Source organism: Fibrisoma limi BUZ 3 (genome assembly GCF_000296815.2).
In the GTDB taxonomy this organism is placed as follows: Bacteria; Bacteroidota; Bacteroidia; order Cytophagales; family Spirosomataceae; genus Fibrisoma; species Fibrisoma limi.
The window spans coordinates 57,576-79,825 of sequence record NZ_CAIT01000007.1 but is presented as its reverse complement, the minus strand read 5'-3'; the positions used below and the strand labels follow the sequence as shown (position 1 = coordinate 79,825).

23 protein-coding genes are annotated in these 22,250 nt (G+C 53.8%); 3 read left to right on the top strand and 20 right to left on the bottom strand.

Features of this window, described 5'->3' with window-relative positions:
• Positions 1-2: 2 nt before the first annotated feature.
• The 3 genes from BN8_RS16595 to BN8_RS16585 are packed head-to-tail and all read right to left on the bottom strand — an operon-like array spanning position 3 to position 5,249.
• Entirely contained in the window at positions 3-1,571 is a 1,569-nt protein-coding gene (locus tag BN8_RS16595) for a putative phage tail protein (RefSeq protein ID WP_009283071.1), read from the bottom strand.
• Positions 1,568-2,896, bottom strand: a complete 1,329-nt coding sequence (locus BN8_RS16590; RefSeq protein ID WP_009283070.1) for a hypothetical protein — start codon at positions 2,894-2,896, stop codon at positions 1,568-1,570. Before BN8_RS16590 ends, BN8_RS16595 begins: the two co-directional genes overlap by 4 nt.
• The gene (locus BN8_RS16585) at positions 2,886-5,249 is read right to left on the bottom strand and encodes a hypothetical protein (protein WP_009283069.1); all 2,364 of its coding nucleotides are present in this window, start codon (positions 5,247-5,249) and stop codon (positions 2,886-2,888) included. Before BN8_RS16585 ends, BN8_RS16590 begins: the two co-directional genes overlap by 11 nt.
• Positions 5,250-5,686: 437 nt before the next feature.
• On the opposite strand from BN8_RS16585, the gene BN8_RS16580 reads away from it, so the two are divergent.
• Both BN8_RS16580 and BN8_RS16575 read left to right on the top strand, forming a co-directional pair.
• On the top strand, positions 5,687-6,010 hold the full coding sequence (locus tag BN8_RS16580; protein WP_040006175.1) for a hypothetical protein: 324 nt from the start codon (positions 5,687-5,689) through the stop codon (positions 6,008-6,010).
• A 44-nt stretch (positions 6,011-6,054) separates the two neighbouring features.
• Positions 6,055-7,062, top strand: a complete 1,008-nt coding sequence (locus BN8_RS16575) for a hypothetical protein (protein ID WP_040006174.1) — start codon at positions 6,055-6,057, stop codon at positions 7,060-7,062.
• On the opposite strand, the gene BN8_RS16570 is transcribed toward BN8_RS16575, so the two are convergent.
• The 8 genes from BN8_RS16570 to BN8_RS16535 form a co-directional block, all read right to left on the bottom strand.
• The gene (locus BN8_RS16570; protein WP_009283067.1) at positions 7,037-7,297 is read right to left on the bottom strand and encodes a hypothetical protein; all 261 of its coding nucleotides are present in this window, start codon (positions 7,295-7,297) and stop codon (positions 7,037-7,039) included. The two genes, BN8_RS16575 and BN8_RS16570, sit on opposite strands and share 26 nt — an antisense overlap.
• Before the next feature lie 13 nt (positions 7,298-7,310).
• Positions 7,311-10,475 (bottom strand): tape measure protein, encoded by a 3,165-nt coding sequence (locus BN8_RS16565; protein WP_192579070.1) that lies wholly within the window; start codon positions 10,473-10,475, stop codon positions 7,311-7,313.
• Positions 10,472-10,735 (bottom strand): hypothetical protein, encoded by a 264-nt coding sequence (locus BN8_RS33625; protein ID WP_009283065.1) that lies wholly within the window; start codon positions 10,733-10,735, stop codon positions 10,472-10,474. The genes BN8_RS16565 and BN8_RS33625 overlap by 4 nt, the downstream gene beginning before the upstream one ends.
• A gap of 62 nt (positions 10,736-10,797) precedes the next feature.
• The gene (locus BN8_RS33620; RefSeq protein WP_009283064.1) at positions 10,798-11,220 is read right to left on the bottom strand and encodes a hypothetical protein; all 423 of its coding nucleotides are present in this window, start codon (positions 11,218-11,220) and stop codon (positions 10,798-10,800) included.
• Positions 11,221-11,296: 76 nt separating this feature from the next.
• Positions 11,297-11,761, bottom strand: a complete 465-nt coding sequence (locus BN8_RS16550; RefSeq protein WP_009283063.1) for a hypothetical protein — start codon at positions 11,759-11,761, stop codon at positions 11,297-11,299.
• A gap of 16 nt (positions 11,762-11,777) precedes the next feature.
• Positions 11,778-12,164 (bottom strand): hypothetical protein, encoded by a 387-nt coding sequence (locus BN8_RS16545; protein WP_009283062.1) that lies wholly within the window; start codon positions 12,162-12,164, stop codon positions 11,778-11,780.
• Entirely contained in the window at positions 12,161-12,628 is a 468-nt protein-coding gene (locus BN8_RS16540; protein ID WP_009283061.1) for an HK97-gp10 family putative phage morphogenesis protein, read from the bottom strand. The genes BN8_RS16545 and BN8_RS16540 overlap by 4 nt, the downstream gene beginning before the upstream one ends.
• Positions 12,628-12,963, bottom strand: coding sequence for a phage head closure protein (locus BN8_RS16535; protein ID WP_192579069.1), 336 nt, complete (start codon positions 12,961-12,963; stop codon positions 12,628-12,630). The genes BN8_RS16540 and BN8_RS16535 overlap by 1 nt, the downstream gene beginning before the upstream one ends.
• 101 nt (positions 12,964-13,064) lie before the next feature.
• Between BN8_RS16535 and BN8_RS16530 the strand changes: the two genes are divergently transcribed.
• The gene (locus tag BN8_RS16530; protein WP_009283059.1) at positions 13,065-14,147 is read left to right on the top strand and encodes an RNA-guided endonuclease InsQ/TnpB family protein; all 1,083 of its coding nucleotides are present in this window, start codon (positions 13,065-13,067) and stop codon (positions 14,145-14,147) included.
• 38 nt (positions 14,148-14,185) lie between these two features.
• On the opposite strand, the gene BN8_RS16525 is transcribed toward BN8_RS16530, so the two are convergent.
• From BN8_RS16525 to BN8_RS16485, 9 genes are all read right to left on the bottom strand, one after another.
• Entirely contained in the window at positions 14,186-14,704 is a 519-nt protein-coding gene (locus tag BN8_RS16525; RefSeq protein WP_009283058.1) for a head-tail connector protein, read from the bottom strand.
• Positions 14,701-15,147, bottom strand: a complete 447-nt coding sequence (locus BN8_RS16520) for a hypothetical protein (protein ID WP_009283057.1) — start codon at positions 15,145-15,147, stop codon at positions 14,701-14,703. The genes BN8_RS16525 and BN8_RS16520 overlap by 4 nt, the downstream gene beginning before the upstream one ends.
• Positions 15,148-15,209: 62 nt before the next feature.
• Positions 15,210-16,457, bottom strand: a complete 1,248-nt coding sequence (locus BN8_RS16515) for a phage major capsid protein (RefSeq protein ID WP_009283056.1) — start codon at positions 16,455-16,457, stop codon at positions 15,210-15,212.
• A complete protein-coding gene (locus BN8_RS31860; RefSeq protein WP_009283055.1) occupies positions 16,454-17,476 on the bottom strand; it encodes an HK97 family phage prohead protease in 1,023 nt (340 codons plus the stop codon). Before BN8_RS31860 ends, BN8_RS16515 begins: the two co-directional genes overlap by 4 nt.
• Positions 17,473-18,849: a phage portal protein gene (locus BN8_RS16505; RefSeq protein WP_009283054.1), complete on the bottom strand. Its 1,377-nt coding sequence runs from the start codon at positions 18,847-18,849 to the stop codon at positions 17,473-17,475. Before BN8_RS16505 ends, BN8_RS31860 begins: the two co-directional genes overlap by 4 nt.
• Positions 18,850-18,967: 118 nt before the next feature.
• A complete protein-coding gene (locus BN8_RS16500; RefSeq protein ID WP_040006173.1) occupies positions 18,968-19,234 on the bottom strand; it encodes a hypothetical protein in 267 nt (88 codons plus the stop codon).
• Between the two features lie 25 nt (positions 19,235-19,259).
• Positions 19,260-21,032 carry a terminase large subunit gene (locus tag BN8_RS16495; protein ID WP_009283052.1) on the bottom strand — a complete coding sequence of 591 codons (1,773 nt, stop codon included), beginning with the start codon at positions 21,030-21,032 and terminating at the stop codon, positions 19,260-19,262.
• Between the two features lie 5 nt (positions 21,033-21,037).
• A complete protein-coding gene (locus BN8_RS16490; RefSeq protein WP_009283051.1) occupies positions 21,038-21,529 on the bottom strand; it encodes a phage terminase small subunit P27 family in 492 nt (163 codons plus the stop codon).
• The gene (locus BN8_RS16485; RefSeq protein WP_009283050.1) at positions 21,529-22,140 is read right to left on the bottom strand and encodes a ParB N-terminal domain-containing protein; all 612 of its coding nucleotides are present in this window, start codon (positions 22,138-22,140) and stop codon (positions 21,529-21,531) included. Before BN8_RS16485 ends, BN8_RS16490 begins: the two co-directional genes overlap by 1 nt.
• Between the last annotated feature and the right edge of the window lie 110 nt (positions 22,141-22,250).

Here is a 22,250-nt window from a genome sequence, read left to right as displayed (position 1 = left end):
GACTAGAAGTGTGAACCTGGATAATTACCCTCCTCGTAATCCGAAATCTGCTTGTAGCTCAGATGAGCCACCAGGCCCGAGGCCGGGTAGTTAGGGTTGGTGATGGTCAGGTGGCCGGCTGCATCGATGCCGAAGCCCGGAGCACCCAGCGAGCCCACGTTGAACTGAGAAAGCACAACCGGCGTGCTCACCGATCCCGGATTATTGAGAAAGCCGGGAAAGCCACTGGCATGGATATACAGTACCGCCCGGTATTCGTAGTTGGGGGCCGAGATGTTGACGTACACCTGGTAGCTGCCCGCAGGCATAATGACGGTGTAGTTGGTGGGGCTGTAGTCGAGCCGGATGTTCTTTTCAATCCCCAGACCGACAACCGAGCCGTTATTTTTGGTGATGGTCGACTTGCAGCGCAGAAACGCCCCGCCCTGAATGTTATCGCCGAAGGTGTGGAGCGAACCGGTATAGTAGATGTAATTGCCCGCGCACAGTAGCATGGGCTGGCTGTTTTCGACGGTGATGTGGCCGTAGGCATCGCAGGCGTAGCCGGCGTTTTCGATCACCACGTAATCAGCCGATCCATTCCAGACCTGAAAGCACAAGGGGAAATTGTAGGGGCGGCAACCCGGGCCGATCTTAATGACCCGGCCACCGGCCTTCGAGTTGATCGTATTGGAGCCGATCAGGCCAGAGCCGTGAAAGCTGTCATTGCCGCTACTGACCTTATACTCGACGGCAACCAGGCAGTTGCCCGTGAAATCTGACCGATCAATCTGGCAGTATTCGGTAAAGCTATTCGCAGCCTGGTTATGAAACAGCACGCCCGTCGCTGACGAGTCAAACCGACAGGCTACGATCTTCTGACCACACTGCCCCGACAGTTCAACGGCCACCGTACCCGCGTTGCCTACGAAATCAATGCCTTGAAGGGTATTTTCCGTCAGGTAGCCTGATCCGCCGACGATGCGCAGACAGGCGGAGCCCGTCGATAGATTCCGAAAGGCGAAAGTCACCCTGCCCCGGCCGCGCATCTCCAGCCCCCGAAAGGATTCTGCCTTGACGAGCGTTGATCCGATGACGTATCGGCCCTCGTCGATCTGAATGCCTGCCTTGATGGCCTCCGCGTGGTTGATGGCAGCTTGAATAGCCGGCGCATCGTCGGCGGTATCGTTCGGCCTGGCACCAAACCAGGCCGGATTCAGCCAGGTGTCGTATCGACGCTTGTATCGTTTTGCACCGGCCGTCACCAGCACGGTGCCGGTATTATCGGGCGTGGTGGTATCGTTAGGATCGAGCACGAACACACCGGTCTTTCCCTCATCTGTGATGGCGATGGTTTGGGGTAACAGGTTCGTTAACGTTGGATTGAGCCCCCGAACCTGAGAAACTGACAGGGGCACGAGCGAGGGAATCAGCAGATCAACGCCGGTTTTGGGGCGTACGAATAACAGCCCCTCATCCGAGCGGCCCAACTCAAAAGCGCCACTGAGTGAGGGGCGACGCGGGTTTTTGGTGATCTGAGCGAAGCTGACGACCGTAAGCAGTGTCAGCAGGACGGTTAACACTCGTTTCATAGGGGGTCTTTGCGTTTTATTGATAAGAAACCGCCTTCATAGTCGTCGGCGATGGGATTGCCTTCCTCGTCGGTTGGGTAGTCAATGCGCCACTGTGAGGTACCCTGAAACGACAGGCGCATAAGCTGCTCAGGGTTGTAATACTTGTTCTGGAAGGCTACTACGCGAATTCCAGATTCAGCAACCTGCAGGTTGTGATCCTGCCATATGCCGACCATCGCGGACGTAATCGAAAAATCTTGATCATTTTGGGGGTCGTCGGGAACCTCAGCGCATTTGATGAATTCGACTTTATAGGCCACAGCCGAGAAGCCGTCCGGGTCAATGAGGGGGCCGAGCCGGGAAGCCAGTTTGCGCAGGCTGGTCTCGCTCATATCAGTGACGATCCGGTCAGCCGCCTGCTCATTTGTCAGCGACTGAAAGTCGTAGATGTCGCGGCCGTCGGGCAGGGCATTCTTTTTGTAGACCAGCCAGCCCGTTGGATTGGTCGCCTGAATCAGATCAAACAGGGCCATGGCGCCGGCGATCTCTTTGGCACTCCAGGTCAGCAGCCCGTCTTTAATTCGAAGCTGATTGCCGGCGCCATCATCCATGCCGAGCGCCCCGTCGCCTAATTCGCCGATCCCTAACAGCCGGCCACCCGGTCGTTGAAAAAACAACCCTCGTGGGGTGTTACCGTCTCCAGCGAAGTAAATATTACCCGTTGCTCCGAAGAGAATCGATAGTGTAGCGTTTGGGTCTACTCCCAGTGCATCGTTGATACCGCCACCAGGCGAATTATTTAGCGGAAGGGGATCTCCATTGATGAGGATCTCGCCGTCTTTGCTCACGGTAAGCGTCACGGTCTTCACCGTTCCCCCTTCCAGTATGTAATCCCAGGCAACGCCAAAATTGCCCGAATCGGCCTGAAAGCGAATTGAACCAGAGTCTACGGTAACCTCACCTTTTAGTTCAGGGCCGTTCTGACGAGCTGATTCCAGCGTAACGGCCGTTAGCGCTTCAGCAATGAGCGTTTGCACATCCGCAAGCCCCAGCCCGGCCGCATTATCGGCGTCGGAATCGTTGCCAGCCGGATCGACAGTTACAATCCGGTCGTCCTCGGTAAACTTGAAGCTGGCCGCCTGCACGTCGATTCCTGGCAAATCCAGATTCCGACAGTACAGCCAGTAGGTGACGTTTGCCCGAAGTTCACCTCCATCTTCCGGATCGGTGGTAAACGTATACGGCCAGGCAAACCAGTCCGAGAAAATACCATCCCGTTCGAGTTGGTATTCCCAGCCTTCGCCGGTCGCGGTCAGGGTGGGTCGGGCTACTCTATTGGCCATCGTCAATCAGATTTAGATCGTTAATTTTTCGACCAATCGCCCGCACGTTGCCGATTACCTTACCGTTCACGCTCAGTTCCACACCCAGTTGATAGCGACTACGATCGCTTTCGTCGAGCGGCACCAGCGAGCCGGGCAGGGTCGAAACGCCCAGTTCGAATTTGAGCGTCGGTAGTATTGGACTCAGCAGCTTTTTGATTTGCTTGGTGATTTCATCAAGCTTGGATTGGGTTGTCGCAGGTTCGCCCGTCAGCGGGTCTACTTCGAGCGACACGGGTCCCGATGGCGTATCCCAGTGTTTACCAATAAGCTGCACCCCGCCTTCGCCAATTACTTCTACGGCGGTAATCGTGTGCTTGTGAAACAGCATCTCCTGCTTCCACTTGACGATCTGGAATGATAGCGGCCCATCGGGGCCCGTGATGTCGGGAAACTGGGGTACTGACAAAGGACCCAAAAGCAGATCACCGACGAGTTGACCATCCCAAGTTTGTTTCGCCCGGATGGAGGCTCCGAAGCGATCGGAAACGGCGTAGCTTAGCATCGAACCACCCCGTTCGAGGTGCTGCACATCGTTTGGGTTGAGCCACTTCGACGCGGGCGTCTGACCGTCAGGTTTATAAAGCGTACCCAGATGCCCGGTCGCATCGGCCGCGTCGGGCACGTCGCCTATCGTAATCGTCAGATCGGCTTCGGGCGTTGTGACAAGCTGCTTATTGTCCTGCGTACGGGTTTCGTAACGGCCCGTCGGCGCCCCTGCATCGGAGACTTTTCGTTCAACACGAATGTCAGCATAGTCCAGCCAGGGCGTTGGCGTCGAGGTTTGTCCGTCGAGCGATTCGGCAATACAGAGACAAATGCGGATGTTACGGATGAAGGGATTGGTGTTAAACTCCAGTTCGAAGTCGCCCCAGCCGATTTTGGGTTTCAACCAGCCAGGTTTTCCCTCTGCCACACCCGGCACAGTGTCAACGTGGGGGAAAGTGTGGCAACGCATATCTTTTTTCTTGGGCTGAATATCCCAGGACTTATCATCTACTTTCAGCCACGCCCATTTGCCGTCATTGGGTGGGTGAGGGTTGTTTTCCACCTGCCCCTGCACGATCAGCATAGCGCCCCGGCAGTTGTTGACCTGCATTTTGCCTTTGATGACGTAGCCCGCCTGTCCCTTCACAAACTGAGGCAGCCGAATCTGCTGATAGATAAACTCCTTGCCCCTATCGGCTTCGTCGGAGGCAATGCCGTAAATACGCACCCGGTAGGGATCACCTTCCAGACCAGAACCCAGATAAATGGCCGAGCGGTCGGTGCCGGTGGAGCTGAGTCGGTTGCGTTGCCAGATGGTCGGAAAACCCCCGGCCGAGGCTGAAAACTTACCGTTGGGCAGCAGGTTAATGGTGCGGCCAAAATCCTGCTTGACGGTGTATTTTTTTAGGGGTGGCTCATAGGCAACCTTCGCCGTAGCAAGCGGCCGGAGCGTGCCCGGCAGCGTTACTGTTTGTTTGAGAATCCTGTATTCTACCAGCGGATTCTCAAGCTCCGTAGCATCGGCGTACCGGCGCATGCAGAGGGCGCTGGGATCACCGCTCCAGGGGTTCCAGCCACCCACCACCTCACTCGATCGCACGATAAACCACATGCCATTCCACTGCGTGAGCCTGGCCCCTCTGGCTTCCAGAATAGCCTTCAGTACGTCCGTACAGCTTAGCGGCTGGTTTTTGTCGTCGGTGAAGTGTTCACCTTTGATGCGCGTCCGCTTCAGGGGATCGTAGGCTGGGTTGGGTAGCCCGTTCAGCAGTTGCCCCGACGCCATATCATACAGCTCGTAGAGGTTATCGGCCGTTACGATCGGTAAATCGTAGCCCGTTTGCAGCAGCGCATCGGCCAGCAGATCCAGCAGGTCGCGCATACCCGTAATGGGTCTACCCGTCAGGTCTACAAAGGGGCGACTCTTCAACAGCGCCAAACCACAGATAGCCGATACCCGAACCCGGTACGGCTTGACGGTATAGGGTTCAGCGGCATCGTCCGACAGCAGCCAGCCGGTAAACTCGGTAACCAGTAGCGGATTCGAGCGCGTACCAACGTTTTTGGTAATGACAACCTGGTAGGTGTCATCGGTCTCAACGTAGAGGTCTTTAAAGTCCCAAAACTCCTCACAGAACAGGCTGATAGACACCTTCTGGGCAAGAATGGGGGTCCATCTCGAATCGGAACTATCGACCGTCTCCCGAACAACAGTAGACTCTTTAGACGCCCGGATTTCAACCGGATCGCCGGTGTACCCCCGCTTTTTAAACTCAATGACTATATCAACCGGCAACACCCCCATGTGCTTGGGGGGGCGGGTCATAAACTTGACAATAAACCGGGTATTATATATCTCTGACACAGCGGGTTACGGCGGCTAGTTCCGCTACCCTAAAGTTAGAGTCACCCACAGGGTCAATATCTAAACACGTGTTGAGATAAGGATTAAAAAACGACTGTGTAAGATTAGTTTTGCCACTCCCTCAAAACGTCTGTGTGGCTGCTGGTTTGCTTCCTACTTTTGTCACTGCAAAAAATAACCTCCGAAAGGCTTGCTTTAGTCCTAGAAAGATGCGTACTTAGTGTTGCTCAGATTAACCATTGTTTCATCTCTAACACGAAGTCGCATACCTTAAGCAGTAGAACATACAACGATATTGGCCGGCAAAGGGTGAAAGTCCCTAGTTCTTCTCATTGCTTCGTGCAATGGTGGTCTGAGCAGTGACCGGCCTCTTTTTTCATTCTATAACTTTTTGTGTCATGCTCAGACCAAACGAACAAAACAACCCCCAGTCCCCTGATCAGCACGATCAACCCCACGACCACATTCTGCACCTTCTCAAGAATGCCGACGAACGCGTTAAGAAGGTAATCCACGAATTTTACCGACTGAATAGTGGTGCGGATTACATCGAGATTCTGAACTCGATTCTATACGAATATCTTGTGCATGAGTTTAGAAAGATGAACAAACGAAGCGCGCACGATGCGGTATTTCATGTGATGGAGGTTATCAATTTGGTAGCCAGGCTTGAGTATGAGTACAAGCGGTATCAGCATATCAAAGATTTAGCCACCGTATAAATCACAAAAGGGGTAGCCTATGGTTGCCCCTTTTTTTAATTTTTATGGAAGACAACGTAATTGCCAAATTGGTAAGTGATTACCTCAACGGTAAAACTAACAGGGCCATTCAAGAGGAGTACAATATTTCCCCTGGAACAATGTATCACTATTTGAACAAGCAAGGGGTACATTATAAGGGGCAACCACGCAAATACAGTGTTGATGAATCTTATTTTGATGAAATCGACTGCGAAAGCAAGGCTTATTTTCTAGGACTATTATTTGCAGATGGGTGTAATGACACTCTTAACTTTTCATTTAAAATATCTCTTCAGCAAAGAGATGGAAGGATTCTTGACCAATTTAAGCAAGCCCTAAAATTTACAGGTCCCATACTTAGTCGTGAACCACAGACAAATAAAACACCTATTCAAGGGAGATGTGTTAATGGTGGCACGCAGCATCTGTTGAGAATATACAGTTCTAAGCTTTCTAAAAGACTATCCGAGTTGGGTTGCGTTAGGCGCAAGTCATTTGTAATTACATATCCTGAATGGCTTCCTGATTCGCTTGTCTGCCATTTTTTAAGGGGCTATACGGATGGTGATGGTTGCCTACATTTAAATAGAAAACAATGCAAATTCTACTTAATTGGATCAGGGGCTTTTATACAATCGGTCGGCCTAATACTATCAAGAAAGTGCAATGTGAATGTCAAAATAATTAACCACCATTCCCAAGAAAGAATAAAGGTTTTATCGGTTAGTGGACGCAATCAAGTAAGGCGTATTGTATCTTTTTTGTACAAAGATGCATCGGTATACATTGATCGGAAGAAACATATCGCTGATGCGATTTTGGAGCCAACTGTCATTAACAAAAAAAGAGGGAGCGAACGAAAAGGTACCAAACTTAGCGACCTTGATATACCCAAGATCGTACAGCTCTTAGGGAATGGATATTCGACGAGAAAAGTTGCAGAGAAGTTTGGGGTTGCAAACGGAACAATCCGAGCAATAAAAGACAGAAAAACATGGACTCATATTACTGAAATCCATCCATTGCCTTAACCTTCTTATTCTCGTTATATCTCCACAGCGTCGTATAAAAGCTATCTCGGTCAGCGTACCTACGTTTCATAAAAAATGTCTCGTAGGTACGCTCGGTTTCTTCATAGGCAGCCGCTTTATTACCCAGTGCAGCAAGGTGTTGTTCGTAGCAGGCAACAAACCCCTCGACCGTTAACAGATCGAGGGCGTACCGAATCATCGTTGAGAAATTTGTAGCAACGGGCGAGGAAGTCATAGTACGGTGAGTTTTACGCTTTGGTTCGGCGCTGCTTGCGGTCGGCGCGTTCATACCAGGTTAATAGGGTATCACCCTGTATTTCTTGTGCGGGTAAATAGTCGGGGAATACCAGTTCAGTAGCTGGCCGAATCTGGTTAGACTGGGAGTTTACGGCGTCGATTTTTAGATTATTGATGATGCGTTTACTAATTAAGTCCGCGCCAATATCGACTGGCGATACAAATTCTGGGCGATTTACAGCACCCGAGTATTCGCCCATTAAAGCCAAAGTAGGGCCAGCAATTAAACCTCCCTTCGCGAAGGGTTTAGCCGCCAATCCTTTCACTAGCCCACCACCAACAATAAGGCCAGCACCGGCAATCTTTTGGCCGATACCTTGTGTTAATGTTATACCGAACGTAACGGGCGCGGCTGCGAGTAGGGCGGCACTCGAAAAGAGTAGTGCCGTACCGAGTTGAATTAAATACCCACCCACTAAGTCCAATACCGACTTTAGGGCAATTTTTAATGGATTTTGACCCCTACCGATTGATTCACCAATTCCTGTTAGAATATTCGCCCCCGCTTCCGCAAGTAGAATGCGCGCACCTTTGGTAATTTCTGCCGTATCTTGGGCTCCCTTCTGGATTGCTTCCTGAGTTTTTTTGTAGAACTCACTAATACCAGCAACCCGATTTTGCAGCGCATCAAACATGCGCGTCTGGCGTCCTGCCAAATCAATTACTTCATTAAACAGGACGTTTTCCCCTCTTGGTTTTAAGCGAAAATTATCTTCATTGCTGGCCCGAATTTCCTCCTGGGTTTGTTTTCGGATAGCGGATAAATCAATTCCTGGTCCGATATTTTGTAAGGGATTATTGACCCGCTTTTTGTCATCTTCAACCAGCTTTTGAAAGACAGCAACTTGACGCTTGAGTTCATCCGATGCCGAATCCCCTGCCTCCTTTAATTGTCTTGTAAGCCGTTGAAGAATACGCTCATTTGTTGACAGCGCACTTTCGGCCAATGAGCGAACTGGGTTGGTCGACAGTTTGGTCGAATCCGTAGCGGACTTGACTTTTGCCGCCAGTTGAGTGTATTCATCCCGCAGCGACTGAGGGACTTTCTTGCCCGATACTTCCAGGCTGTTGATTTCGTCCTTGAGTTCCTTTAGGCGTTTTTTGGCCTGCTGAAACTCGCTGTCGTTGCCCAGGCTGAGGTTCTTGAAATCAATCTTGGGGCCGCTGGTGGTGGGTGTCGTCGCGGTGGGTTTAGCACCGGTAGCACTCGGATTGTTGGTCGCTACGGGTGAGGCAGCCGCCTTCTTGGTGTTTTCCAGGGCAACCTTCAGACCGTTGATGCGGCCGGTGATGCTGTCGACCTGACCGCGGACGGTTTTTGATAACGAGTCCGCTCCGATGAAGCTCAGAAAGTCGGCAAACAGATTACCGACGATGCGCTGACCGCTGGTGAACGAGTTGATAACGGCGTTCCACAGCGAGGCTCCAATGTTCTGGAACCCTTCGGCGAATTTGCGCCAGTCACCCGTCAAAAGGCCGGTGAGCACCTTCAAGGTTCCCTGCAGAACGCCCGCCGTGAACTTCAGCAGGTTCGCTACGCCTTCGAAGGCGAATTTACCGATGCTGATAAACTGCGAGCCGAACGTAGCCCAGAGGGCTTTGCCAAAATCGACGGCCAGTTTGATGGTGTCGCTGATGGTGGCCATGGCCGTATCGACCAGATCCGAAACGGCTGACCAGATGCCCGAATCAACGAGTACCTTTTTGATGGAATCCCAGTTGGCGATAATCAGTACGGCTGCACCGGCTACAGCCGCCACCGTCAGTCCGATCGGACCCGATGCGGCCAGAAAGCCCGTTTTCAACAGCGGTAGTATCCGCATCACCGAGCCGATGCCGAGCAGCAGGGGACCAGTCGCGGCCGTCAGGCCGGCAACTGTGAGTGTAGCCTGCTGAATACCCGTCGGCAACTGACCAAAGCGGGTAGCGACTCCGGTCAGCCCGTTACCCAGACCATCAATCAGCCCCGTCAGGTTGAAGGCGTTGTCGGCCGCTTTACCAATCTCAAAGCCGGCGATCTTGACGCTGTCGCCGAAGTTCTCCATGGCATTCTTAGGCCCGCCCGATACGCGTTCGACCTTCGAGAGCTCATCGACCAGCAGGTTGATGAAATCCCGGGGTCCTTTGCCGACCGCCTGGAGTTTACCCGAAATCTGCTCGGAGTCGACGGTGCCGAAAATATTCTGAATCGCTTTGGCAATGACCGGGCTGGCATTGACGATCGGTTTGAGGTCTTCCGCCAGTACTTTGGATTTGCCGGCCAGCTGAGTAAACTGGGTAATGACCGAGCCGAACTCAACTTTACCTTTTCCACCCAGGGCAATGGCATTACCCACCTCCCGCACGTCCCGCTGCGCTTCGCGGCCGGCAAAACCCAGCGCTTCCAGTTGCAGTACGCCCTGCGAGACTTCCTGCAGACCCAGACCCGGCAGCTTCGAGAGTTCGCGCAACTCGGCAAACTCCTTGTTGGCATTCTGAACCGATCCCGTTGTGATGCGAAGGCCCCGGACTAAGCCGTCGATGTCGGCGTAATCCTTGAAGGCCGTAGCACCAACCAGGGCCAGGCCGGCCGTCAGAATCGATAAATTACGACCGACTGAAGACAGTCTATTACCGGATTCAACAATCCGGTCCATGCGCGAGGGCGTGGCCGCAAACGCGCCGTTAACCTGGTTGATCTGGCTTTCAAGCTTGCGGTATTCGGCCGAGAGTTCAGCCGGAACGGGCTTGCCTGCCACCAACAGCTCCTGCATTTTGGCGCGGGTCTCCGATAGCCGCTGGTTAAGCTGCTGAAAGCCGGATAGGGTAGGGGCCGGATTGAAAGCCCGGTTAACGGCCTCCACGTTCCCCCTGAGCAGGGCATACTTCCGGCTCAGTTCGTCGGGCACCTGACCGCCCGTGGCCAGTATGTCTTTAATCTGCCGACCCGTAGCCGACAGTGTGCGCGTTAAATCCGAAAACGCTCCCTTGGGCGCATCAGCCGTGCGTTTTAAGCCATCAAACTGCTGTTTGAAGGTATTGACAAACTGACTCGTTACCGTCGTCGCCTGCTTAAAGGAAGCGACATAATCGGTAACGATCATGCCTAATCGGAGGTTAACAGCGCCCTGACTCACGGGGTAATGGGTGTTACGGGTGGTACGGTGGTGGCCGCTATGATGCGGGCCTTGATGTCAGCGAGTTCCTCGTCGGAATAATCCAGCTGCGGTTCCTTCTCACGTTTTCGCCGGGGTTTCTTCTCCCCGGGTAGCGCCAGCACGTCGGTGCCGTCAATGGCCGGTGTGCCTTCCTTACGGTAGACGTTCGCCAGCAGCGCGTAGATTTCGCGGAAGTACAGGCCACCCGCCCGGCTGCGTCGCTGGTAACCTGCCCGCATGCGTTCGAAGTCCGCGGGCGTGGTTTCCCAGAATTCAGCCGGGTTCAGGCCCAGCTCACAGCCTACTTCGAGGAGGGTTTCCCACCGCTGGGCAAGGCGTTGGAGGTGGCGTCTGGCAGAAGATTGACTTTGGGCGTTTCGCCGATCGGCACGATGCCGAGTCTTTTTTCGACCAGACTGCTTACGTTTGGGATGCGATCGAAGGCGGTTTTGGATACGACCAGCATAGTAGCCAGGTCATCGTCCGACATGTCGTCCATCCAGTTAAGGGCCGTAGCGACGTCAAAGCCGTCGGGTAGCTGATTCTGTTCGTGGCGAACCATCAGACCCGCCCAGAGCGTCAGGGCCATGATTTCAACGTTGGTCGTGATGCCGACGCCGTGCTGTTCGACGAGCTTGGCGGCCAGCATGCCGAATTTGAGGGTGTATTGCTTGCCGTTAATGGTAACGGTCAACTCCCCTTTTGTTTGTTCAAGCGGTTTCATGAGGTAAGTACGGTTACGGTGGAAATAGCGGTAAGACGCTGCTAACAGGTACCAGCGTCTTACCAGATAAAGCGGATTACGTCGGGTTGGTAACCGTTGATTCGGTCTCCGTAGCACTCGGGTTGAATTTCACGCTCGCGGTCCGAAAGCCTTTCTGGGGGTTCTTGGCCTGGTAGTTTGAAAACCAGCCACTCACGGTGTAGATGGGATCACCCACGAACTTGCCGCCGTACTGGATGGTCAGAATGGCGACGTCCTTTACCCATTTCTTAATCTCATCGGCCGTCACCTGTCCGGCCTGCTGACCGGTCGGAAACCGGCGGCTGATTAATTCAATCTGAAGCGACTGGGGTTTTACGTCACCCGCTGGAGCCTGCGAGATGCCCTCCCGACAAGCGAGTTCTTCGGCTTCCGCGCCGGGAACATCCTCGTCGAAGTTGGTCATGCAGCCCATCAGTACAGGCGTTGAGCCGCCCGGCTTGGTTACCCAGATCAGTTCATCTTTACCGAACACGGCGGTTTGCGTTCTTGCCTGTGCCATTGTTTGTACGGTGGTTTTATTGCCTTTCGGCGGTTATGAAAAAATCAATGCGCTTATAGTAGGCCTGCAATTCGATGTCTTCGTCGTCAGGCCCTTCGATACCCGCTTCAATCGACAGACTCCAGCCGTCCACCACCCCGCTGAAATTGTCCAGTACCAGGCGGATCACGGTCAGTAGCTGCTCAATCTCGGCGTAGCGTTTGGCCAGCAGCGATAGCTCCAGGGTGCCGTAATACACACCACCCCCGTTTCGGCAGGCCAGCGGCTGCAGGTTATCGGTCGAGTACATCAGCGCGGGTAGATCCTCCGCCTGGGCGAACTTGATGGCCTTCATGCGGTCACCGATCAGAGCCGCCACCGCGGGTGTATTAATCAACAGAGTGCGGATAACGGAGCCAATCATTGCTTGAGCAGTTTAGTGACGACGCTTTGAGCCTCTTCCCCAAACAGGAAGCGGACAATGGCGATCGTCTTGTCGTAGGTCCGCTGAATGAAGTCGTTGGCAGCCATACGAACCGTGCCCCGCGTAATAAAATGAGCCCGCCAGCCGACCTTACCCCGGCGCTTATCCACACCGATCAGCACCCGGGCCGCTTCGCCATCGACGCCGGCCACCAGCTTTATGCGTAAGTCGCGCCGGGTTGCCCCGCCCCGACGGTAGTCGTTGGCATTGACGTTATCCCGACGGCGCAGGCTGATGCGTTCATTGCCGGCTCCGACCGGTGCTTCCAGGCGCATGGCGGGTAGCATCGGCTGCACGGCCTGACGTAGCACCTTGCCCGCTACCTGATCGTCGAACGCCCGGCCAGCCTGATTCAGCTGGCGGTTCAGGTTCGTTAATTGTCGGGTATCGAGCAGCGGTTCCATTAATCTTTGCGTTTGGCGGTAATGAGCGTCCACTGGCGCCGACCTTCGCCTTCAGTGACGAAGGTGACGTTATAGACTACCCCGTCGATTTTCATCTGGTCAGTGGCCCGCACATCGTCCCGGTAGCGGATGGCAAACGTCTCTACACCGACCTCGGTAGGCCGATTCAGCAGCTCCTTTTCATCGCCCCGACTGGAAAGGCGGGCCGCCGGAACCGAAGCGTACGGATCGTTATCCAGCGCATTGAGGTAGTCCCCGCCGTTGTCTTTCAGCGTTTGCTGATGGTAGAAATGGGCCGTCCGGTCCAGATCACCGGACTGTAATTTTTTCTTCATCATCTGAAACCCATTAGGACCGAATTAAACCAAGATAGCTTAGGCATAATCTTATTTTCACAAACAAGAAACTTTACGGCATAACTATCAGTTAGAGAGGTATGAAGCTTACTGCTAAAATCAAACTTCTCCCTACCAAACGACAAGCTGAATTGCTGCTGACAACCATCAAGGAAGCGAACAGCGTTTGTAATGCGTTGTCGGATTGGGCGTGGGAAAAGAAAAAATTCAAACAGTTCGAGCTTCACCGTGAACGGTACTATCCTACCAAAGAGACCTGTCAGCTTAGTAGTCAGGTAATTATTCGGTGTATCAGCAAGGTTGCCGACAGTTATAAGCTGGACAAATCGCGTAAGCGCATTTTTCGACTTACGGGTGCTGTTGCGTATGATAGCCGTATCCTCACCTACAATACGACCAAAAAGCGAGTGTCTATCTGGGCGATAGAAGGCAGACAAAAGATTGCTTACGTTGGTGGCAAACACAATGAAGCGTTGCTTGCTTACCAGAAAGGCGAATCGGATTTGCTCTACACGAAGGGTAAATTTTTTCTGCTGGCAACGTGCGAGGTTCCTGATGACCAGACCGAAACACCAGAAGACGTACTTGGCGTCGATTTGGGTATTACCAATCTTGCTACCGATTCGGATGGACAATCGTTTAGTGGAGCTACCATTGAAGCGACGCGTCAATGGTATCAGAAACGCCGTTCGGTCTTGCAAAGTGTTGGTACAAAATCCGCTAAACGGAGACTTAAAAAACTGTCGGGCGGTCAACGAAACTTCCAGAAAAACACCAATCATGTAATCTCTAAACAGCTTGTTACAAAGGCTAAAGGCACCCATCGCGCTATTGCTCTTGAAGATTTGACGGGTATTCGCGAACGGGCAACGGTTAGAAAAGCACAGCGCACCAAGCACACCAACTGGTCGTTCGGTCAGTTGCGTCAACATATCACTTATAAAGCCATACGTTACGGCGTACCTGTACTGGTGGTTAATCCCCGCAATACCAGCCGAACCTGTAATAAGTGCGGCTATTGCAAAAAGGCTAACCGGAAAAGCCAGTCGGAGTTCGTATGTCGTTTGTGTGGTCATTCGGCTAATGCAGATGAAAATGCTGCGTTAAACATTCGGAATCTGGGTCTTATCAACAGGCCTATGGTAGCAAGTCAGCTTCATTGATTTAGTTACAAGCCACCGGACAAACCGGGAGCGGTTGATCACAGTATGGGGTAGTGATACGGGTAGAGCAGCTTCTGAGCGGCTGTCGTCCGTTCCTCGATCGTATCGGCGCGGTTATCGAAGCGGTGCTCAATCTTCAGCAGCATCGCATCCTGAATGTCTTCGGGAACCTCACCCGCTTCGTAGCCTGCCTGGTAGGTGATGGTCACCGACTTCGTTCTATCGTCAATCCAGAAGCGGAGCAAGCCCGTCGTCAACAGCTTGTAATGCGTGCGTTCTTCCAGGGTTTGCTCCTGGCCATCCCCATCGATGTAGGTGATGCTGACGATCTCGGGGTTCACGCCCGGCAGATAGCCATCTTCGAAGCCCTCCAGTTCGATGACGTAGGTACGACGAAACAGGGGCTGCCGGCAGTAACCTTCTGCCCACAGAGCCGCCGACTTGACGAGCCGAGCCAGACTTGGGTCGCTCTCGTCGACATTCACCCACTGCGAGACGGTCTCCAGTAGGATCAGGTTTGCCGGCATTGGCTCCGTAGTTTGGGCAGAATGGATCATTTTTTGGTTGGCTTGGCCGGTTTAGCGTCAGCTACCGTGTCGGCTGATTTTTCAGCCGCTGGGTTCGGATCGTTCGACTGCTCAGTGTTCGACTCCTCATCAACTGGGTTCACATCAGCAGCATCTGACTGCTCAGCAGCCGGAGCCACGTCAGCAGCATCGGTAGTCGATTCCGCATCAGCCGAATTATCGGTAGCTGTTTCGCTGCCCGTAACTTCGTCGGTTGCGGTTTCGCCAGCCGGATTCACATCAGTAGCGGTTTCACCGTCAGCGGATAGCTGGGCGGTCTGGGCGGTCGGTACCGTTCCATTCGGATCGGTGGTCGCTACCGCCATATTGTGTTTGATCAGGTCGTTGGCTACGTTTTCCGGAGCGTCTACAGCTACCTTTGGCTGGTAGCTGTAGTTAGCTCCGGATACGCTGACCTGTGGGATGATCCACATAGTAGGGGAGGGTCACTAAGGACCGGTTACGTGCTGGGATGACTTACCTTTCCCGGACTGGGTTAGGCGGCTGCGTGCTTGAGGAACTTGACGGCCCCTGAGTTGAGCAGACGACCATCCGTACGCATGAAGCCTACATAGGCCGTCTGGTTGTTTTCGGCGAAACGCTCATTCAACCGGATGATCAGCGGCTGAGCCACCGTGCGGATGATATAGCGTTTGAAGTCCCCGAACCCAACCGATTTTTTCTCGGCTCCGATGTCTTCGAGATCGTCGTTGATCTCATACTGGTAGCCCCAGATAGTCGCTGGTGCACCCTTTTGCATATCGCCCATGCTCCAGATGTACTTGCCTTCGGCATCCTTCAGCTTGCGCACAGCGGCCAGCGTCAGATCGTTCAGCGTGTACTTGGCGTTTTTGCGATAGGCCCGGTTTACTGAGTGCAGCAGTTCAAGCAGGTTGTCGGCCGTGATCCCCGTAGCTGATACGCCATTAGTGAACTCTCCGGCGGCAACCACTACACCTTGCGGCTGGCCCGAACCCGTGCCCTTCGTGTAGTGCTCGTTCTGAACCCGGCCAAAGCGAATACCCATGGCTTCGGTGATCAGCGCACCCAGGTTGAAGGCTGAGTCCTGAATCAAGGCGTTGTCGACCGCAATCAGGTCTGAGGTATAAGTAAAGGCGGTCAGGGTTTTAGAACCGAAGCCCAAATCAGTAGAACCCGTAGCGGCACTGGTGCCAGAGGTAAGGATACGCCCTTTTACGTTCGTATCGTCCATCGTCGGCCAGTCGACAGTAGCCCCCGTACCGGTTCCCCAAGTACGACCCAATTCCAGCATACCACCGTAGGCCTTCAGGGCCACATCGATTTCGTTGCTGAACTCACGCGGTACCAGGTAACCCCCTGCGGCACCCGAACCACCGTTTTGAGCGCGAGTTTCTCCGCCCTCAATGGCTTTGTGGAAACCACCAAGTGACCGCTTTTCAGACTCGGTCAATTCCCCCAGGCCATGACGCAGGTACGCATCAAACGCCTGCTTGTGAGCCGTCTCCGCATTCTGATCTTCATGCTTGCCCCGCTTCTCAGCTTCCTGCTTCTCAGTAACTTCCGCTATCGAGCGCTTGTCAGCCTCTTCGCGTTCGAGGGCTTTGATCTTGCGGTCGATGTCCGAAATGTCGGAATCCTGCTGGTCAAACTTGGAACGCTCTTCCGCGTTGAAGCTACGACCTTCGGCAGCGTCGATTAGGCTGCGCTGCTCAGCTACAATACGCCCTTTTTGTTCCTGCAGGGCCTTCAGTTTGTCATTCATGACGATAAGGAATTACGGTGGAGACTATTTTTACGCTTGAACCATTCCAGGGGATCACCCTCGACGCTACGCGCTTCGGGCTCCTGTTTCGCTGGTTCTTGATTGGTGGGTACTTCGTTGGTGGGCACCTCCGACGGTTTGCCGTCCGGGGCTTCTGTGGCTGACCGCTGCTGTTTGGCTGATGCCATGGCACCATCGGCGCCCGACGTTTCGGCTTCAGCAGCCAGTAGTTCAGCCTGCACCTCCTGAATCCAGTTTTGCACGTACACGGCATCGCTGAGCCGACTGGCCGCCAGTTGCTTGATGCGGTTATCGGTGATACCGGCGATGGCTTTGGCAATGAGGTCAATCTGGCTTTGCAACTGGGTGATCAGATCAGCCAAAAACGCCTTGTCAGTGTCGCTGACAGGTCCCAGTTTGGTTTCAGAATGCCAGTAACCGCGCGTCAGAGCCGCATCGGGACCGTCCGCCATGGAACGGGTAGTAGCCGTGCCGGCCTCTGCCATATCGACGGAGGTTTGCAGGTAAGCCGCCCGCGTGACCAGGCTGAGGTCCATGATCTTGCTGATCTTCTCGACGTAGCGGTGGAGTACTTCGCCTTTCATCTCCCAGCGGTCTTTGGCCACGAAGAATTTGAAGCTCATACCCCGAATGTCACCCCGGCGTACCCACTCTTCGCAGTCGTTGCCAACTGTGTTATTGGGCTTTTCGATGATGACCGATACCCCCTCATCGGTTTTGTCAAAGCGAAGCGTACCCGAGTAGTTAGCACCCAGCAGCCGGTTTTCGTCGTGGTTGAATACGGCGAGTACTTCGGCGAGGTCGGTATTTTCGTCAACAGCACCCCGCTCGATAACCTCGACAAACGGACCTTTCTCCTTATGGTAGAGCATCCGGGAAGGCTTATCGTAGACGATAGCCATGCCCCGAAAAAATACCTTACTCGAACCGCCCTCGTCAGCAGCCCGTTCTTCAACGACCAGTTCGGTCTGATATAAGCGTTTTTCTAACTTGCTCATGGTGCCTCATTGGAGGGTTTATCCTCAGTCGGACTGTCGTTTCCCGGATTTGGAGTCGCGGGCTGAGGTTGATGTTGGTGAGAATCCGGCGTGACGCGGGCCATGTTGACCTGAATGAACGTATCGTCAAGTCCCTCGCGTCGGTTCATATTCTCCTTGCGCCGGGCTTCGTTGGGTGACATAGCCCCGATGTTGAACAGCGTTTTGTAGAGGTTACCGCGGGCAGTAGCATCCCCGGCATCGAGCTTATCGACGTCAAAGACGATCTGGCGGCTGGCCTTGTGATCTTCCGGAATCAGCTTCCGCTTCAGCTCCTGACTGATGCGTTCGGTCCAGGGCAGAATCGTGTAGTTCTTGAATTCGATGCCCTGGTGCTCAATGTTGTTGTTGGTCGAGCGGTCCAGCTTACCCAGCATGTGCTGGGGTACGCCGAAGATTCGGCCGATGTCCTCAATCTGGAAGTTGCGGGTTTCGATGAACTGGGCATCATCGGGCGGGATGGCCACCCGGTTGTACTTCATGCCCTGTTCGAGCACCAGCGGCTTATGGGCGTTCAGCAACCCACCGTTGCGCTGGGCAAACTGTTGACGGAGCCGCTCAATCGCCCCCGCATCTTTGAAAACCTGATCGGTTTCCAGGGTGCCCGACATGTTACCGCCCTGGCCAAAGAAACGAGCACCGTATTCCTCGGCCGCCCGGGCCAGACCGATCGATTCGCGGAACAGCGCAATGGGTGATTTGCCGATTACGCCATCATTACCCAGGCATTTAAAGTGCAGGATGTTGCGCTTCTCGACGTACTCCCCAAACACGGTGTAGTAGAGATAGCGAGTCCGTCCCAGATCCATGTAGATGGGTACGCACTGACCCGGTGCCAGTAGCCTAATCGACAACGGTGTCGCGTAGGCATCCCGATCGATCAGGGCGTACGCGTTGCCGTGTAGCAGGGTTTGCGCTACGGCCGTCAGCCAGAAATCAAACCAGGTCATGTACTCATCCGGTCCGCCCGATTCCAGCAGCTTCTGAAACGCATTGCGCTTATCAACCTCGCGGCCCATGTTCGTCTCCCGGTAGACGGAGATGTCCATCCGGGCTACGTTTTCGGCAATCAGACCAACAGCCCGGTAGACGGCTGAAACTTTCAGCGCCGTATCGGGCGAAATGTTGATACCGGTAAAAGTGGGAGCTTCACCACCCCCGAAGAAACTCTCCCAGGAGGTGATGTCAGAAAGGGGAGTGGCCGGATTCTCTAAAGAGCCTCGAACCTGCGGGTCGGTCGGCTGGGCAAGGGCTACCGGGTCCGGAATCGACGACGACTCCGGCGCAGTAAAGCCCCTGAGAAACCCAGATGCCCACGAAGCGAATCCGGCCATTTACATTACGTTACGGTGGGTGAAAACTTTATCCAACCTTGGTTACAAGGGCAGCGCTTTCTGTGACCGTAAAACTCGTAAGTTACCGATGGCCGGTAAACAGAGGTTTTTACCCGGTTTAGGCGAGTTTTTTACCTTTTTCGGGCGAATTTTTCAACTTTCGGGCGTTTTTGCGGGCTTTCCAGGCGGCAAATTCAAAGTCAGGCACAAAGCCGAACACCTCGGCCACGTGCTTGACAGCCGCATCAAAGGCATCCTGATCAGACGCTTTGTGAATGGTTTGCTTCTTTTGGGCAACCAATCCATCAAAATACTGACGGAAGGGCGGCACGTCATTAACGTTCATGGTCGTACGGTGGTCGGTAAGGGGTAAAGCTTGGCTCATAGGGAAAAGGGTTGTGTTAAGAAGGTCACCACTCGAGGAACCCACGCTGGTCATACACGTTACTGCTGACGACGTTACGGTCGTACATCCAGCCCGCCTGGGCCATGATGGCGGCTACAATACCATCGACCTTATCGGGTGAGCGTTTGGGGTCTTTGGTGATCTTGATATTGCCGTTGGTATCGGTAATGGGTCGGCTGTTGCGCATCATCCATTCAGCGATCGGATTCCCACCGTGCCGAATGCGCTCCTGCAAAACAATATCCCGGAAACTACGCGTCGGTTCGGCGTACATGGGCATCGTCTGGGGGAACTCCAGTACCGGCACCCCGCCTTTTTCCTGCATGGTCAGGGCGGTGGCATTGGCGTTGTAGCGGTCATAGGTCATCATCCGGATGTTGAAGGTGCCGGCCAATTCAAGCAGCTTCGCATCAATTTCGCGCGGGTCAATCACGTTGCCCTCCTGTACATAGATGAGTTTATTGCGTTCCCAATCCCGGAGCGAGTGCAGCCCATCCGCTACGCGTTTGTTGTAACGCAGGCGGGGAATCCAGAACCACCACAGAAAGGTAAATTCACCTGGCACCCGGGTAGGCGTACGCAGATACACCAGCTTTTCTTTCTGCTCATCGGTCAGATCCTCGTCGTATTGGGACCAATCAGCGGGCGGAAAAAACAACGACAGGGCGCAAAAGTCGTTCGTCTGACCCATATCCAGCCCGGCCCAGCATTCCCGCTCGTAGAGCGATTCGATATCGATCGTACCGTTACCTTTTATCCAGATGTCGTTCGGAATAAACACCTGGGGCGCATCACACCACCAGTTCAGGTTCAGCGTCAGAAAGGATACCTTGCCTTCCTCTCCTTCCAGAATCTTGGCGTCCCGCTCCTCAATCAGTGTCTCCAGATCCAGAATACCGCCCTCACACAGCATCGGGTTTGATTTCTGCCAGGTTTCGGGCTGTTGAAGTTCCTCTTCCGAATCCTGGGAGTAGATCACCACGAAGAACGAATCGTTTTCGACCGACCGTTCGAGAATCGGAATGTAAACCTTGAGCTCTTTCTGAAAGCATGGCCACTCCTGATGGCTTCCCCGGGTTGTGACAATACTCATGATCGGCTCTTTCTTTTTGATCAAACCTGAACTGAGCTTATTGACCATCCCGTCATTCTCAAATTCGTGATACTCATCGATCACGGCGAACGAGGGGCGTGTACCGTCGGCGGTTTTGGGGCTGGAGGTCAGAAACGAGAACTTGGCGTTCAGCGATCGGTTAAAAATCTGTTCGGCCGACTGATCTAAGTACTCCTGCAAGTCAGGTGAATTATCCAGCATCAATACCGCATCGTCGAAGGCGATCTTGGCTTGTTTCTCTTTGGTAGCTGATACGTAGGCCTCCGCATTCTGTAAGCCCTCAACCGTCAGGTGGTAGTGGATCTGCAAGGATTCGAGGGGCGTTTTGCCATTACCCCGGGCGCACGATTTGTATTTACGACGAAACCGACGCCGTCCATCCTCCCGTTTCCAGCCGTAGAAGACATAGAGTTCCCACACCTGAAACGGGAACAGGTGAAACGGTTGGTCGGGGCCGATGTTAACGCAGTCAGCAAAGTCCAGTATCTTCTGGCCGGCGTCGTGATCGAAGTACAGCCCGCGCTCGTGCCCGTGCTCCAGATCATCCCGCTGCCGTTCAATGGCCAGCCTGAGCAGCCGACCGGCTACGATCCGACCACTCAGGATATCCTCTTCGTATTGCCGAGCGATTTCGTTGTAATCTTCCAAGGGGTACGGTGGCATTTTGGTTACTTCTTGCGGTCCATGAGTTTAGCCAGCTTCGACTTGGGTTTAGCGGGATCACTTCCACCTATTGTCAACCGGGCACGGGCCGATGGCGTAAAGCCGAACTGACCCGCCAGGCGAAGCGCGTTGGTCAGGGCATCTGTACGCAGGACTGTATACGGATTGCGTTGCAGTTTGACGAGCTCCCCGCCTTTTTTGAAGGGTACAACAGCGCCCATCTTCTTGACACTGGCGTCGTAGCTCCAGTAATTGTCGACCTCGTTGCAGTAAGCCGCCACCAGGCTGAGGTCTGTGGCGGCAAGATTCCCTACACTATGCAGCCACCGGGTAACGACGTGCCATTCGCGCTGCCCCCATTCACCCAGGCCTTCGGGTGGATCGGGAATTTCAGCCAGTAGTTCAGGGGGCACCTCGTCCGTAACGGCACGATCAGCGCGGTAAGTCCCTTCCAGTACCTTGACGGAAGTCGGTTTGGCAGGTCGGCCCGGTCCCATTAGCTACGATGGGATAAGTACTCCTTCACAATCACCATCAGCGCTTGCCCGTCCGAGTCTTTGCCGTCTGGTAGCGCCTTTTCCAGTTTGGCCGTAGCCAGCGCCTTAGTCAGTTCGGCTAGTTGGAAGGAGCTTAGTTGAAACGACACCTTATCATCCACCTTGGGCGTTTTCTCCGCTTCCTCTTCCTCATCCGTAACCACGTCGTCGATGTTGAATCCCCAGTCGTGGGCGTCGAAATCGAAGTCAGTAGCGAGTTGCTTGACAACTTCCTCATCGAAGTGGAGGTTGATTTGACCGACCTTGTTATCAGCGAGGGCAAGTTGGTGAAACTCTCTGGAGTCGGGCTGGATGTCCATGCGCTGGGTTACGACCAGCGTCTTGCCGTCAGAGGGTACAAAGACAACGTTTTCAATTCCCAGATCGCTGAGGGTCTCTACGACATGGTTACCCCCAATGATGGTACCGTCCGCAGCGGCCACGATCCCGCGACCGACACCTAGTTCCTGAATGGATTTACGGAGCAGGTGGTTACCGTACTCGCTACCCTTGTTGGCATTACGACGGTCAAAGCTCAGGTCATCGAGCTTACCGGTTCGGATATCTTTCATAATTACGGTGGGTATTAATTAACGGCAATTTTGGGTGGGGTCTTTTTGGGTCTTAACTCCTTTTAAGCGAGTCGTTTATAGGTTGATACCCCTATGAAAACCCCTCGAAT

What these genes read in the sequence shown, in the direction of transcription:
- BN8_RS16595 (WP_009283071.1), bottom strand. Translation starts at nt 1,571, where the DNA reads ATGAAACGAGTGTTAACCGTCCTGCTGACACTGCTTACGGTCGTCAGC.
- BN8_RS16590 (WP_009283070.1), bottom strand. Translation starts at nt 2,896, where the DNA reads ATGGCCAATAGAGTAGCCCGACCCACCCTGACCGCGACCGGCGAAGGC.
- BN8_RS16585 (WP_009283069.1), bottom strand. Translation starts at nt 5,249, where the DNA reads ATGACCCGCCCCCCCAAGCACATGGGGGTGTTGCCGGTTGATATAGTC.
- BN8_RS16580 (WP_040006175.1), top strand. Translation starts at nt 5,687, where the DNA reads ATGCTCAGACCAAACGAACAAAACAACCCCCAGTCCCCTGATCAGCAC.
- BN8_RS16575 (WP_040006174.1), top strand. Translation starts at nt 6,055, where the DNA reads ATGGAAGACAACGTAATTGCCAAATTGGTAAGTGATTACCTCAACGGT.
- BN8_RS16570 (WP_009283067.1), bottom strand. Translation starts at nt 7,297, where the DNA reads ATGACTTCCTCGCCCGTTGCTACAAATTTCTCAACGATGATTCGGTAC.
- BN8_RS33625 (WP_009283065.1), bottom strand. Translation starts at nt 10,735, where the DNA reads ATGCGGGCAGGTTACCAGCGACGCAGCCGGGCGGGTGGCCTGTACTTC.
- BN8_RS33620 (WP_009283064.1), bottom strand. Translation starts at nt 11,220, where the DNA reads ATGAAACCGCTTGAACAAACAAAAGGGGAGTTGACCGTTACCATTAAC.
- BN8_RS16550 (WP_009283063.1), bottom strand. Translation starts at nt 11,761, where the DNA reads ATGGCACAGGCAAGAACGCAAACCGCCGTGTTCGGTAAAGATGAACTG.
- BN8_RS16545 (WP_009283062.1), bottom strand. Translation starts at nt 12,164, where the DNA reads ATGATTGGCTCCGTTATCCGCACTCTGTTGATTAATACACCCGCGGTG.
- BN8_RS16540 (WP_009283061.1), bottom strand. Translation starts at nt 12,628, where the DNA reads ATGGAACCGCTGCTCGATACCCGACAATTAACGAACCTGAACCGCCAG.
- BN8_RS16535 (WP_192579069.1), bottom strand. Translation starts at nt 12,963, where the DNA reads ATGAAGAAAAAATTACAGTCCGGTGATCTGGACCGGACGGCCCATTTC.
- BN8_RS16530 (WP_009283059.1), top strand. Translation starts at nt 13,065, where the DNA reads ATGAAGCTTACTGCTAAAATCAAACTTCTCCCTACCAAACGACAAGCT.
- BN8_RS16525 (WP_009283058.1), bottom strand. Translation starts at nt 14,704, where the DNA reads ATGATCCATTCTGCCCAAACTACGGAGCCAATGCCGGCAAACCTGATC.
- BN8_RS16520 (WP_009283057.1), bottom strand. Translation starts at nt 15,147, where the DNA reads ATGTGGATCATCCCACAGGTCAGCGTATCCGGAGCTAACTACAGCTAC.
- BN8_RS16515 (WP_009283056.1), bottom strand. Translation starts at nt 16,457, where the DNA reads ATGAATGACAAACTGAAGGCCCTGCAGGAACAAAAAGGGCGTATTGTA.
- BN8_RS31860 (WP_009283055.1), bottom strand. Translation starts at nt 17,476, where the DNA reads ATGAGCAAGTTAGAAAAACGCTTATATCAGACCGAACTGGTCGTTGAA.
- BN8_RS16505 (WP_009283054.1), bottom strand. Translation starts at nt 18,849, where the DNA reads ATGGCCGGATTCGCTTCGTGGGCATCTGGGTTTCTCAGGGGCTTTACT.
- BN8_RS16500 (WP_040006173.1), bottom strand. Translation starts at nt 19,234, where the DNA reads ATGAGCCAAGCTTTACCCCTTACCGACCACCGTACGACCATGAACGTT.
- BN8_RS16495 (WP_009283052.1), bottom strand. Translation starts at nt 21,032, where the DNA reads ATGCCACCGTACCCCTTGGAAGATTACAACGAAATCGCTCGGCAATAC.
- BN8_RS16490 (WP_009283051.1), bottom strand. Translation starts at nt 21,529, where the DNA reads ATGGGACCGGGCCGACCTGCCAAACCGACTTCCGTCAAGGTACTGGAA.
- BN8_RS16485 (WP_009283050.1), bottom strand. Translation starts at nt 22,140, where the DNA reads ATGAAAGATATCCGAACCGGTAAGCTCGATGACCTGAGCTTTGACCGT.